This is a genomic window from Acidiphilium sp. MT5 (assembly GCF_054767495.1).
The window spans coordinates 164,188-177,644 of sequence record NZ_BAABMR010000008.1; the positions used below are offsets into that span (position 1 = coordinate 164,188).

The 13,457-nt window shown below is 60.4% G+C and carries 11 protein-coding genes and 1 tRNA gene; 9 read left to right on the top strand and 3 right to left on the bottom strand.

Annotated elements, in window-relative coordinates; translation table 11 throughout:
* Positions 1-54: 54 nt before the first annotated feature.
* Positions 55-930 (top strand): pyridoxal kinase, encoded by an 876-nt coding sequence (gene pdxY, locus ACYUCQ_RS10480; RefSeq protein ID WP_460254474.1) that lies wholly within the window; start codon positions 55-57, stop codon positions 928-930.
* A gap of 130 nt (positions 931-1,060) precedes the next feature.
* Entirely contained in the window at positions 1,061-1,504 is a 444-nt protein-coding gene (locus ACYUCQ_RS10485; protein WP_460254475.1) for a CBS domain-containing protein, read from the top strand.
* Between the two features lie 10 nt (positions 1,505-1,514).
* Here the strand turns inward: ACYUCQ_RS10485 and ACYUCQ_RS10490 are convergent, their stop codons facing one another.
* The gene (locus ACYUCQ_RS10490) at positions 1,515-1,943 is read right to left on the bottom strand and encodes a hypothetical protein (protein ID WP_460254476.1); all 429 of its coding nucleotides are present in this window, start codon (positions 1,941-1,943) and stop codon (positions 1,515-1,517) included.
* 105 nt (positions 1,944-2,048) lie between these two features.
* On the opposite strand from ACYUCQ_RS10490, the gene ACYUCQ_RS10495 reads away from it, so the two are divergent.
* Positions 2,049-2,138, top strand: a tRNA-Ser gene (locus ACYUCQ_RS10495).
* Between the two features lie 63 nt (positions 2,139-2,201).
* On the opposite strand, the gene ACYUCQ_RS10500 is transcribed toward ACYUCQ_RS10495, so the two are convergent.
* Together ACYUCQ_RS10500 and ACYUCQ_RS10505 are read right to left on the bottom strand one after the other, a co-directional pair.
* Positions 2,202-2,861: a hypothetical protein gene (locus tag ACYUCQ_RS10500; RefSeq protein ID WP_460254477.1), complete on the bottom strand. Its 660-nt coding sequence runs from the start codon at positions 2,859-2,861 to the stop codon at positions 2,202-2,204.
* Positions 2,862-2,907: 46 nt separating this feature from the next.
* Positions 2,908-5,967, bottom strand: coding sequence for a Hint domain-containing protein (locus ACYUCQ_RS10505; RefSeq protein WP_460254478.1), 3,060 nt, complete (start codon positions 5,965-5,967; stop codon positions 2,908-2,910).
* Between the two features lie 436 nt (positions 5,968-6,403).
* On the opposite strand from ACYUCQ_RS10505, the gene ACYUCQ_RS10510 reads away from it, so the two are divergent.
* The 6 genes from ACYUCQ_RS10510 to ACYUCQ_RS10535 form a co-directional block, all read left to right on the top strand.
* The gene (locus ACYUCQ_RS10510) at positions 6,404-7,843 is read left to right on the top strand and encodes an L-serine ammonia-lyase (RefSeq protein WP_460254487.1); all 1,440 of its coding nucleotides are present in this window, start codon (positions 6,404-6,406) and stop codon (positions 7,841-7,843) included.
* A 41-nt stretch (positions 7,844-7,884) separates the two neighbouring features.
* A complete protein-coding gene (locus tag ACYUCQ_RS10515; protein ID WP_460254479.1) occupies positions 7,885-8,013 on the top strand; it encodes a hypothetical protein in 129 nt (42 codons plus the stop codon).
* 318 nt (positions 8,014-8,331) lie between these two features.
* Complete coding sequence (locus ACYUCQ_RS10520) at positions 8,332-9,651, top strand: MFS transporter (RefSeq protein WP_460254480.1); 1,320 nt, start codon at positions 8,332-8,334, stop codon at positions 9,649-9,651.
* Entirely contained in the window at positions 9,632-11,059 is a 1,428-nt protein-coding gene (gene tcuA, locus ACYUCQ_RS10525) for an FAD-dependent tricarballylate dehydrogenase TcuA (protein WP_460254481.1), read from the top strand. Before ACYUCQ_RS10520 ends, tcuA begins: the two co-directional genes overlap by 20 nt.
* Positions 11,046-12,119, top strand: a complete 1,074-nt coding sequence (gene tcuB, locus ACYUCQ_RS10530; protein WP_460254482.1) for a tricarballylate utilization 4Fe-4S protein TcuB — start codon at positions 11,046-11,048, stop codon at positions 12,117-12,119. Before tcuA ends, tcuB begins: the two co-directional genes overlap by 14 nt.
* A gap of 98 nt (positions 12,120-12,217) precedes the next feature.
* Positions 12,218-13,457, top strand: a 1,240-nt coding sequence (locus ACYUCQ_RS10535; RefSeq protein ID WP_460254483.1) for an AMP-binding protein, incomplete at its 3' end; no start/stop codon positions are given.

Below are 13,457 nucleotides of genomic sequence, written 5' to 3' on the forward strand. Positions count from 1 at the left end.
TCACCGCAACCGCAGCCTCGTCAACCCGCGCGTGATTGCCAGATGGCGTGCTGCATGATTCAAGCAGATATGGCAATTCTCTCGGTGCAGTCGCAACTGGTCGATGGCACGCTTGGCAACTCGTCGGCAGGATTTATTTTAGCGCGGCTGGGTCATGAGGTGTGGCCTCTGCCCAGCATTTTGCTATCGCATAATCCGGCCCTCGGCAAAGCGGGGGGTGGGCCGATTGATGCCGGATTATTGATGTCGGTGATCGAAGGGTTGGCGAACCGTGGCCGGTTTGCGCAATGTTCGCTGGTGATAAGCGGGTATTTGGGCGATGCGGCGTGCGTGGCTATCGTGCTCGATGCGGTGGCGCGGGCGAAGGCGGCTCATCCGGATTGTTGGTTTTTATGTGATCCGGTGATGGGCGATCATGGGCGCGCTTATGTCGGTGCAGCATTGATCGATGCGTTTCGGGCGCGCCTCGTGCCGCAGGCGGATATTGTGACGCCGAACCCGTTTGAACTCGGCGTAATGACAGGCGGGGTCGCGCGCGATCGGCGGGAGGCGTTTGCCGCGCTCGAATCCTTGGGCCGGCGCTGCGCGGTGGTGACCGGGTTTTCCGGGGCCGATACGCCGCGAGCAAAACTCGATATTTTGATGGTGGCGGAGGGTCAGCGCTTCCGGGTGGAGGTGACGCGCCATGAGGCGGCGATTTCCGGCGCTGGTGACGCGTTTGCTGCGTTTTTTGCCGCCTCGTTGCTGGACCATCAGGGGCGCATGCCATTTGGCGCGGCGGCTTCCACGGCGCTGGGGTTTGCGGCGGCGGCGAGTGATGCCTTGATCGGGGCGACCGTGGCAACCGGCGGTGAGCAGTTGGCTATTATTCAAAGTCAGGCGGTTTGGGGGGCTGACTTGAATTTTGTTGCGGCGCAGCAATGCAGGTAAAATAATCTTTAGCTACGCTGATGATTTATTCTCTTGCTCTAATATATCTGATCAGATTAGTCTGATTACAAGCATGGCATTTTTGCCGATCAACCGCTGCTGTTAGCGGATTAAATTGTTGGAGGGAATGATGACAAGTTTGAATGCGATTTTGCGTCAAAAGCAACATGGACCGATTACGATCACGCCGGAAACATCGATCCGCAAGGCGGTGGCGTTGCTGGCGGAGAGGCGGATTGGTGCGGTGGTGGTGGTTTCCGCCGAGAATGAGTTGGTGGGGATTCTCTCCGAGCGTGACGTGGTGCGCAGTTTGGCCGCGAATGGCGCGCAAACGCTGGATATGACCGTGGCGCAGCTGATGACGGCGCATCCGATTACTGCGACGCCGAAGACCACCGTGTTCGAGGCGGAGAATTTGATGACGGATGGGCATTTCCGCCATTTGCCGATTCTTCACGAGGGCAAGCTGATCGGGGTGGTGAGTATCGGCGACGTGGTGAAGCGGTTGATTGATGAGCAAGCAGACCAGGTGCGGAATTTGCGCGACTATGTTGCCGGGGTTCACGCCGCCTGATTCCGCGCTTCTATTGGGGTGGCGGCAGGGGCGTTGATTGAACGCCACCCGGCCCTGCGGGACTGTAGGTTGGCGGTGGGACGGCGCCGGTCGGCGCATTATTTGGGGGGATCGGCTGGGGTGGTGCCATCGGCGCGGCGGGTGAGCTGGCGCCGCCAAGGGAGCTGCCGCCGGTCCAGGGCGGGTTGCCCAGATTAACTTGCTTCGGGGTGGTATTCGCTGCGGTGAGAGCGCCGATACCCCCGCCAATCGCCCCGCCGACCAGCACGCCGACCGGCCCGCCGAGGAGGCCGAACGTGGCACCGGTTGCCGCCCCTCCCGCCGCAGCGCCGCCGACGCGTGGTGGCGCGCTGGTGCCACAACCGGCCAAGCCAAGGCAGGTGAGGCTGATGACACTGGTCCGCCAGAGCAGGTTTTTGGATCGCCGAATCGGATTCATCGCTCACTCCCGTTGATGGTCCACCATTTCAGACAAGCCGCATTCCTGCAACCCGGCCCACACAGTTGCCTTGCAGGCGAGGCAACCCTATAAGCGCGCCCACGCGGAGAGGTGCCAGAGTGGTCGATCGGGACGGTCTCGAAAACCGTTGTACCTTCACGGGTACCGTGGGTTCGAATCCCACCCTCTCCGCCATTTTTTCGCTCCTTTCGGTCCATTTTATTTCTACTCCGGAACGATTTGGGCGTGATTGTGCGCTCAACGCTCGAAGTTGATTTTTGCGCGGGCGGATGGCTCGTAGATGTGGCCGGGGAGCGTGGGGCGGGGCGGCGGAGCAGGATATTTTGCCAGCATGTACTCGTAAAATGACGGCTCCGGTTTTTCGCTCCGCCGCGCTGGTTTGCGCGCCGGTTTTTGCTCCGGCTTTTGCGCTGACTGGCGCGGTTTGCGCGGTAATTTGAGATAATCGGGGAGCGGGATTGCGAGCATGTGGCAGATCGGGCGCAGCACGCGACCGATTCGGGGATTTTCGGCTTGGAGGAGCGACAAATCGGGGTCTTCGAGGAAGCGGATCAGATGGCCGCGCACATAGGGGATGTGGTGGCCGGGGAAGGTTTGCAGCAGCCAGCCATTTTGCCGTGGTAATTCGCTCCGTTTTGCTCCGGTTGGGGCGGTTGGCGCGGGTTCGGGCGCGGTTTGAGCTTTGGGCTGCGGTTTGCGCTCGCGGATGGGGCGGGGATTGAGGGCGAGGGCGCGGAAGCGGAGGGAGAGAAAAGAAATACGGTGCCAGACGGCCCATTTGAGGGCGAGATTAAAGCGGGCGTAGTCGGGGGCGCCGAGGGTTTTGCGGAGCATGTGCGCGATCGCGGTGAAGCGGTCGGCGAGACTCTGTGCGAGGGGGTTAGTGACCTGCTCCATGTGCCTAACATGGCATAGGAGCAGGGGGGTGTGAAAGGGGAAATTGTTAGGCGCGTTGGGGGGTGCGGTGTTGGGTGGGTTGTTCGGTTGGGTAGGCTAGGGTGGCGGCGAGTTTGAGGGTGATGGGGCCGACTTTTGCGAGGGCGGCGGGGATTAGTCCGCTCCCGTTGGTCCAGCGACCATCGGGTTCCGCGCCGTGCCAGCCTTCGGTGAGCAGCGGGTGGTCGAGATTGATTTCGCGGCTTCCGGCGTGGAGCGAAAGGATTTTGACGCCGAGGGTGCGTTGGTCGCGCGGGTCGGGAGAGAAATAACCGGGGATGGCGCGCCGCGAGCGAATGGTGACGCTGCCGTCTGGGTTGGGTTGGAGGGTCAGGGCCGGGTCGTTGGTGAGGGGTTGGTGGGTGCGGGCGAGGATTTGGGCGCGGGTTTGCTCGACGATGGGGCCGGATTCGGCGAAGGGGGCGCAACTGGTTTGTTCGCGGAGGGTTTGCGCGAAATCGGGGTGGAGTGTTCGTGCGCCGCCGCCGTTAGAAAAGGCGTTGCGGTTGCCGGTTTCGAGGTAGCTTTCGGCGGGGGTTCCCTCGGCGTAGAGCACGGCGTGGTGCGGAAGTTCGATGTGGAAATAGGTGATGGTGCGGCGGGGTTCCTGGCGGATGGTTGAGCCGTTGAGGAGGGATTTTGCCGGGATGAGCGTGCCGTTGAGATAGAGGGCGTGGTCAGGCGAGAGAACAAGGTCGCGGCGGGGGATTCCATCCATCAGGGCGTTCGCGGCAATGCGGATGGGGTTTACTTGCGCCGGGTTGGGGTGGCGAAGGAGCGAAAGAGAGCGGTGGCCGATCCATTGGATGGGGGCGGTGCCGCCGCTGTGGAGGATGGCGTGATCGTTGGCGCGGAGTTGTTCAACGGGGATTTCGCCACGGGTGGTGAGGATGCGGGTGCCTTGTGCGAAGCAGGGTGGGTTGGAATTGAGGGAGATGGTGGTGTTGGAAGGGGGATCGATAACGTTGAAGTTGGCGGTGGAGAAATTGCCGGTGATGTCGAGCGTGATTTCACTGGTGCCGTTGCCGAGTTCGAGGCCAGTGCCGCTGACGTAAGTGTCGCTGGTGGCGGCGAAGCCATTGAGGATCAGGGTGTCGCCTTGAGCGAAGCCGGCGATGTTGGTGAGGCTTTGGCTGTCCATGGCGGTGTAGGTGCCGGAGACGATGCCGGAGCTGCCGGTTTCGAAGGCGAGGATGCGAAAATTTTGGTATTCGGCGCCGATGTTGGAGAGTGTGACGGGGGCGGAACCGCCGATGGCGAGGACGTCGGAGATGGTGGCGTTGGCGACAACGTTGCCGGTGAAGGTGGCGCCGTGTTCGACGATGAGGGTGCTGGCGGTGTAGCCGAATTGCACGGCGTCGGCGCGGACGCCGGAGCCGCTGAAGCCGCCCTCGATCAAGCCGCTATTGAGGATGGTGCCGCCATTGGCTGAAATACCCGCGCCGCCGACACCATCATAAGACACAATATTCTTGAAGTTCGCTCCGCCGGTGCCGCCAAAGATGGTTCCGGAATTGGTCAGGGTTGCAGCCCCCGATAAGGTAACTCCCACCCCGCCCGCGCCGGCCAGGCCACCCTGTTGGGCGCTGCGACCAGACGCTGCACCACCGCTGCCACCGCCGATCGTCCCGGCGTTCAAGATCGAGCCGCCGACCAGATCGCCCCCTGCACCACCCAAGCTGCCGTTAGTGTCAAACGCGGGGAAACCCGGCGCATAGGCGCCGTTCGCCCCTGCCCCACCCCTCACATAGCCATAATTATGCACAATCTGCCCGAAGACCGCGCCGTAAACGCCATTGGCTCCATTGCCACGACTTGTGCCCGGCGTGACCGCGCCGTTGCTGGTGATGGTGAAGGGGGCTTGGTAAGTGCCGGTGGCGGTGAGGGTAATGCCGGTGGAGATGGATTGGTTAAGGAAATGGGGATCGAAAGTGATGCCGGTGCCGGTGCCGTTGGTGGTCAAATCGAGCACGTCGCCGATGGCAGCGGGCGCAAAAGTGAGGTTGAGGGTTTGGCCGTTATTGCCCGCGATAGCGAGGGTGCCGCCGGCACCGATGGTGGCGATGTTGTTCGCGGCGGTGAAGCCGTTGAGGTCGAGGCTATCACCACGGGCAAAACCAATGATGCTGTCACCAGCGAGAGAGCCGACGAAGGCGCCGGAGGCGCCGGGATCGAAGGCGAGAGTATGAAAGTTTTGGTATTCGGCGCCGATATTGGAGATTGTGACAGGCGCAGAACCACCGATGGCGAGAACGTCGGAGACAGCGCTGTTGGCAACCACGTTACCGGTGAAGGTTGCGCCGGATTCGACGATGAGGGTGCTGGTATTGGTGCCGAATTGCACCGCCTCCGCACCGAACGTGCCGGCGATCAGGCCGCTATTGACGAGAGTGCCGCCGGAGAGAGAAATGCCGATGCCGCCGGGATCGGATGGGTTGGGTCCGCCGTGGCTGCCTCCTTTTATGGTGCCACGATTATTCAAGACGCCTCCGTCCGAAAGATTGGCGCCGGTGCCGCCAGAGGCGCCGCCGCCGGTGGCGGAATAGGCACCGTTACCACCCGTGATTATCCCGTTGTTGGTAAAATAGCCTTGGATGATAGAAACGCCTGCGCCGCCCATGCCATAATCACCACCGCCGCCGATGCCACCGCTGATGCTGCCATTATTGTCGAACGAACTCGCGCCGTAGAGATCGACGCCATCCCCGCCGTGGCCGCCAGGGCCGTTAGAGTCGCTGGCGAGGTAGCCGCCGCCTTGGCCGCCGATGATCGTGCCGCTATTGTTAAATGATCCACCGCTGGCGAGAAGAACACCCGCGCCGCCGATACCACCAAAATGGCCATACGTGTTGGCATAACCACCGCCACCGCCGAAGATGACACCGCTATTGCTAATAAATCCCGCGTACCCGAGCAAGACACCGGTGACACCGGCACCGCCAGCAATGGCGCTGGCGGGTGGGGCCACGGTGCCGGTGCTGGTAATGGTCAACGGCGATTGGTAATTTCCGCCGGCGGCGGCGAGGATAATACCGGAGGCGATTGAGGTTGAGAGCGTATTCGTCATGGGCGGGGCGGTTCCTGGCGGCTGGGGACGATGGCGGGGCTATTCGAATGCTGGGCGCGGGATTGCGCCAGGGCTTTCGGGCGTCGGGATTAGTTTGGGATTGGTGATGGTTGGGTATCGGCTTAGCCGATTGAGCCATGATGGGATTTGGGGGGGTTCAGCGCGGATTTGCGAGGGGCGGGAGCGGCGAGACGGTTTTTCATAAATTATCCAATCAAAATACTAATTTAGACTAAAAATTAATTCAGGCTTATTTCGTTTGTCAAGAGATAGTTACGTTACTGGAGCGGGTGGTTGGCATCTTGATCTCGGCGGCGGAGGTGATCATGGTGCAGCCGCACGGGGATTTAAGCGGACAGGTTGGTGATGCGATTTTGCGGGGACGTTGCGCGGCTTTGGCCGCGCGGATCGGGGCTTGATTGGGATCGGAGCCGGTATGTTTCTCTCGGTATTTGATATTTTCAAGGTTGGCATTGGCCCTTCGTCATCGCACACGATGGGGCCGATGGTGGCGGCGGGGCGGTTTATTGAGGAATTGCGCGGTGCGGTGGGGCGGGGGTTTGGTGACCGCTTGCATCTGACGGTGCGGTTGCATGGGTCGCTCGCATTTACCGGGCGGGGGCATGCGACGGATCGGGCGGTTGCGCTGGGGTTGCTGGGGTTTGCGCCGGCGACGATTGATCCGGATGATGCGGCGCTTGAAGAGGACCGGCTGAAGCGGGCGGGCGTGATTGAGGCGGCGGGGCTGCCCTTGCTGATTTTTTCGCCGACGGATGATTTGATTTTTGATTATGGCCCGCCGCTGCCTGGGCACGCGAATGGCCTGGTGTTTGAGGCGCGGGCGCCGGATGGGGCGCTGTGTTTATCGCGGATTTATTATTCGATTGGCGGTGGTTTTGTGCAGAGCGGTGAGGAGCTGCAGGCGGCGCGCGATCATGATAGGCTGTTTGGTGATGCGGCTTCATTGCAGCATTATCCTTATCCGTTTGGCACTGCTGCGGACATGTTAGCGATGGGTGCGGCGGCGGGGCTGAGTATTGCGGCGATGAAGCGGGCGAACGAACATGTTGTTATCGGCGGTGCGCCCGATGCGCGGTTTGAGGCCCGGTTTGATGCGCGGCTTGATGCGCGGCTGGATGCGATTTGGTCGGTGATGGATGATTGCGTGGCGCGGGGATTGCGCGGGGAGGGGATTTTGCCTGGTGGATTATCGGTGCCACGGCGGGCGCGGGCGATCCATCAGCAATTGCTCGCGGAAAAGGGACGGAACAATGAGCAGCCGCATGTGGTGAATGATTGGATCGCGGTTTATGCGATGGCGGTGAATGAGGAGAATGCCGCTGGTGGGCGCGTGGTGACATCACCCACCAATGGGGCGGCGGGGGTGGTGCCGGCGGTGATCCGTTATTATCGCGATCATTGCCATGGTGCGACGCCGGAGGGCATTCGGGAATTTTTGCTCACCGCCGCAGCGATTGGCGGGTTGATTAAGCATAACGCGTCGATTTCGGGCGCGGAGGTTGGCTGTCAGGGCGAGGTTGGCTCGGCGGCTGCGATGGCGGCGGCGGGGCTTTGCGCGGCTTTGGGGGGCACGAACGCGCAGATCGAAAATGCAGCCGAGATTGCGCTTGAGCATCATTTGGGAATTACCTGCGATCCGGCGAAGGGGTTGGTGCAGGTGCCTTGTATTGAACGCAATGGGTTGGGGGCGATTAAGGCGGTGGCGGCGGCAAGCATGGCGCTGCGTGGCGATGGCCGGCATTTCATGCCGCTGGATAATTGCATCGAGACGATGCGCCAAACCGGGCTTGATATGAGCACGAAATATAAGGAGACCTCGACCGGCGGTTTGGCGGTGAATTTGCCGGAGTGCTGATGGCGCTATTGGCGGGGCGCGACAATTACATGGATAGGAATATGGCGGCGGTGATCAGGGTGACGGCGGTGGCGGCCAAGATGCCGATAGATTTGATCTGGTGCGACATGTCGAAATCACGATCGATGATGGTTTGCGGGGGCGAAAAGGCGCTTTTGGCGGCGGGCTGATTGGGCTTGACGGGAAGGGCGGTGTTGGTGGCGGCGGGGTGTGGGTTGGGGCGTGAGGCGTTGATCTGATGGATAGCGCGGGGGCGGGTGCAAGGATGTGATATTTAGCATATTCAAACCACGATTTGTTGAACGCTGGCGGTGGAATCGGGCGTGGCGACGGCGGCGCAGCGTTGACGATTATGGCAGAAGGGTTGCCATGCATGGAGCGGGATTGTCGGGTTCGTTGCGCTCTGCCATAGCCGAAAGGCGCAGAATTTGGATGTGTCACGAAAAAATGCTTTGTTTTGCGCGCAATGACCAACATAGGGGGGAACCATGATTAATATCGGATCGACTTCGGGGACGGTTGCGCCGACGCGCCAGCAGATCACCAAGGTTGCTGTTGCGAGTATTGTTGGCTCAGTCATCGAGCAATATGATTTCTTGGTCACCGGGGTGATTGCGGCGACGGTGTGGGGCGGAATTTTTTTTAAACTTCATGCGTTGGCGGCGGTGGCGGCGGCGATTGGGGTTTATGGGATTGGGATTATGATCCGGCCCGTGGGGGCTTTCATTTTCGGCAATATTGCCGATCGTGCCGGGCGCCGGAATGCGATGGTGTATGCGCTGGTGCTGATGGGTGTGAGCACGTTGCTGATCGGTTTGACGCCGACCTATGATTCAATCGGGGTGATTGCGCCGATTTTGTTGATTATTTTTCGGCTGGCGCAGGGTATTAGTTTTGGTGCCGAGTTCGGCACAGCCTCGACCTGGGTGGTGGAGCAGGCGGCGCAATCGAAATATCGGGGATTTTGGGGGGCTTGGGTTGGTTTCGCGATCCCGATTGGCTTGTTGCTTGGCTTTGGTTCGGTGATATTTGTAAAATCGCTGATGTCGCCTGCCGCTTTTGTGGCTTATGGCTGGCGCATCTTTTTCTTTGTTGGGTTCGCCGTAGCGATTGTTGGGTTAGTGATCAGGCTGCGCACGGAGGATAGTTTTCTGTTCGAGGGGCTCAAGGAAAAACAGGCAATCTTGGCCCATCCGGCGGCTCAGGTTTGGCGGGAAATGCCGGGGCGCATTTTGCGGATGTCGTTGGTGAATGCGATGTTTGGCGGCGCATTTTTCCTGAGTTTTGTGTTTGGCACTGGCTATATGAAGGTGGTGGGGTTCACGGGCGGGCAGGCTGAGGCGATTGGGTTGATTGCTGCGGCCTCGATGCTGATTTTCATGATTATTGGTGCATTTTTGGCCGATCGGATCAGCCGACGGAGTGTGTTGTTGATTGCGGCCGGCACGTTTCTGGTGTTTGCGATTCCGTATTTTTATCTGATCAACACCCACGAGCTGATCCTGGCGGCTTTGGCTGAGATTATTGGCTTTGGTTTTGTGTTTGGCTTTGGTTATGGCGCGATCCCGGCGTTCTATACGGAGAATTTCCCGACGCGGTATCGGGCGTCAGGGGCGAGTGCTGCTTATCAGATTTCGCAGGTTTATGGCGGCGGGCTGATCCCGATTTTGGCGGGCTTGATTTTGAAAAGTTACGGGATCAAGCATGCTTATATTTATATCGGACTGATGGTGATGCTGTATGCGGTCGCGGCGATTGTGGCGATTTTGACGTCGCCGGAAACCAAGGATGCCGATTTGTCGCGCTAAGCCGATGGCGCACGCGGAGGCGGCGGTGATTTGGGATGTGATCGTCATTGGCGGCGGTAACGCTGCGTTATGTGCCGCGATTACCGCGCGCGAAGCGGGTGCCCGGGTTGTTCTGCTTGAAGCGTCGCCGCGGGCGTTCCGCGGCGGCAACTCGCGCCATACGCGCAATTTGCGGGCGATGCATGATCAGCCGGCAGGCGTGCTTGTTGATACCTATGGTGAGGAGGAATATTGGGATGATCTGCTGCGGGTGACCGGCGGACAGACGGATGAGCATTTGGCGCGGATGACAATTCGTGCTTCGGCGGGGGCATCTGATTGGATGGCGGCCAGGGGGGTGGCGTTTCAACCCTCGCTGAGTGGCACCCTCAGTTTGGGGCGGACCAACGCGTTTTTTCTGGGCGGCGGGAAAGCGTTGGTTAATGCGTATTATGCAACGGCCGAGCGGCTGGGTGTGCGAATTTTGTATGACACCGAAGTGACCGGACTAACCTTCGATGATGGGTTTGTGCGTGATTTGACCCTGGTGAGCCGGGGGTTTCCGCTCACCTTGCGCGGACGCTCGGTGGTGGTGGCGAGTGGTGGGTTTCAGGCGAATATTGCGTGGATGCGCGAATCATGGGGTGAGGCTGCGGATAATTTCATTATTCGGGGTACGCCTTATGCACAAGGCACAGTGCTGCGCGATTTGCTCGGGCAAGGCGCGGCGCAGGTGGGTGATCCGACCCAGTGCCACGCGGTGGCGATTGATGCGCGGGCGCCAAAATTTGATGGCGGCATTGTGACGCGGCTGGATTGTGTGCCATTTAGTATTGTTGTTGATCGAGACGGGCAGCGCTTTTACGACGAGGGCGAGGATGTTTGGCCCAAGCGCTATGCGATTTGGGGCCGACTGGTGGCGCAGCGACCGGGGCAAATTGCGTATTCGATTATCGATGCAAAGGCGGAACCGCTTTTTATGCCTTCGGTGTTTCCGGCGATCCGGGCGGATACGATCGGCGAGCTGGCGGGCAAGCTTGGGCTTGATCCGCGCGCAGTGGAAGCTACAGTTGCGCGTTATAATGCTGCGGTGGTGCCTGGGGTTTTCAATAGTACGGCGCTGGATGGGTGCCGAACCGAGGGGTTGGACCCACCGAAGACCCATTGGGCGCGGACGATCGATACGCCGCCTTTCATCGGCTATCCGCTGCGGCCAGGAATTACGTTTACCTATTTAGGTGTGCGCGTCACTGAGCGGGCGCAGGTCCTGATGCAGGACGGAAGGCCGGCGGCGAATTTATGGGCGAGTGGCGAGATTATGGCGGGAAATATTTTGGGGCGCGGCTATCTGGCGGGGTTTGGCATGACGATTGGCACAGTGTTTGGCCGGATCGCGGGGGAGGAGGCGGCGCGCTATGCACGAAACTGATCCGGCGATTTTGACCGAAGCCAATCGGGTGATGGATATTTGCAATGCCTGCCGCTATTGCGAGGGCTATTGTGCGGTGTTTCCAGCGATGACGCTTCACCGTGCATTTCGTGAGGCTGATTTGAATCACCTGGCGAATCTCTGCCATAATTGCAAAGCGTGTTATTATGCTTGCCAGTATGCGCCGCCGCACCCGTTCGGGGTGAATGTGCCCCAGGCATTTTCTGCGCTGCGCGACGAGACGTATCAGCGCTATGCTTGGCCGCGCCCGTTGGCGCGCGCCTTTCGGCGCAATGGGTTGGTGGTATCGGCGGTCACCGCGCTGATGGTGACGCTGGTGCTGGTTTTAAGCGTGTTGCTAACCGCGCCTGGCACGATGGGGCGGGCATGGACCGGCGCTGGTGCCTTTTATCGCGTGATTCCCTGGGGCGTGATGAGCGCGGTGGCGACGGCGACGCTGGGATTTTCGGTGCTGGCGATGCTGCGCGGCGCGATTCAGTTTTGGCGGGAAACGGCACCGACGACCGTGACGTTGCGAGCGGTGCGACGCGGGCTGCGTGATGCGCTAACGCTGAAATATTTGGGCGGGGGCGGCGTGGGCTGCAACGATCGCGATGAGGCGTTTTCAACCACGCGACGGCGTTTGCATCACGCGATGGCCTATGGATTTCTCGCGTGTTTCGCCGCGACCTGTTCGGGTGCGTTTGCGGCTTATGGGCTTGGATGGCCCGCGCCATATGCGTGGTTTAGCCTGCCGGTGATCTTGGGGACGCTGGGAGGATTGGGCCTGTTGGTGGGCACCAGCGGATTGCTGGGGTTGAAATTGGTGACCGATCCGGCACCTTTGGCGCGCCGGGTTTTGGCCGGCGATGTCGCTTTACTTGGCTTGCTTTGGGCGGCGGCGGCCAGCGGTTTATTGCTGCTGGTGCTGCGCGCGACGGCGGCGATGCCTTGGTTGTTAGCGGTGCATCTGGGTATGATTGCGGCGTTGTTTTTGCTGCTGCCTTATAGCAAGTTCGTCCATGGGTTGTATCGCACCCTTGCTTTGATTGCGCGCTAATTCGGATGGGGCCGGGCGTGCGGGGGCGGATAGGCTTGATGCATCTTGATCTCGCGGTCTGATAGCGTCATGGTTCCTGGATCGGAAGGAGCTATGGCATGAGCAGCATTTTCGAGACGGGGTTGGAGCCGAACGCCGCGAATTATGTGCCCCTATCGCCGCTCAGCTTTTTGCGCCGGGCGGTGCGTATCTTTCCGGATAAGATTGCGGTGACGCATCATGATCGCTGCTTTACCTATACCCAATTTACCGATCGGGTTCGCCGTTTTGCGAGTGCGATTGCGGCGGCGGGGGTGAAGCCGGGCGAGGCTGTGGCGGTGCTGTCACCGAATGGGCCGGTGCCGCTGGAAGCGCATTACGCTGTGCCGCTGGCCGGATGCGTTCTGGCGATGATCAACACGCTGCTGGACCCGACAGCGATTGCGTTCATTTTGGAGCATGCAGAGGCGAAATTATTTTTGGTGGATCGGGAATGGGCGCCGAAGGCCAAGGCGGCGCTTGCGGCGTTGCGGATCAAGCCGATTTTGGTGGAAATTGCGGATGAGGCGGCGCCGCCTGATTTGACGCTTGGCGCGCCCGAATATGAGGACTGGATTGCGCCGCATGCCCCGGCCCCTTGGCGCCTGCCGGCGGATGAGTGGGCGGCGATTGCGGTGAATTACACCTCCGGCACCACCGGCAACCCGAAGGGCGTGGTGTATCATCATCGTGGTGCGTATTTGGGCGCGCTCGGCGTCGCGTTTATGGTTAATCTGACGCAGGATGCAGCCTATTTGTGGACGCTGCCGATGTTTCATTGCTCCGGCTGGACCTATACTTGGGCGGTGACGGCGCTGGGTGCGACCCATGTGTGCTTGCGCAAAGTGGACCCGGCGCTGATTTTTGAGAAGATTGAGCGCCATAACGTGACGCATATGTGTGGGGCGCCGATTGTGCTCGGCATGCTGATTAACGCACCCGCGGGCGTGAAACGGGTGTTGGAGCGGCCGGTGACGGTGGCGATTGCGGGGGCGGCACCGCCGAGCGCGATTATTGAGGGCACTGAGCGGCTCGGGTTCAAGGTGCAGCATGTTTATGGACTAACGGAGGTTTATGGGCCTTCAGCGCTTTGTGAAATTCAAGCCGATTGGCAGGCCTTGGACATCACCAGCCGCGCCCGCTTGCTGGCGCGCCAGGGCGTGCCGGGGATCACCCAAGAGGATTTGACCGTGTTGGACGCGCAGGGAAACAGGGTGCCGGATGACGGCAAGACGATGGGCGAGCTGGCGTTCAAGGGGCATTGTCAGGTTGATTGGATGAGGTGCGATTGGCCTGGGTTACGATCGATCAGGCGACCAC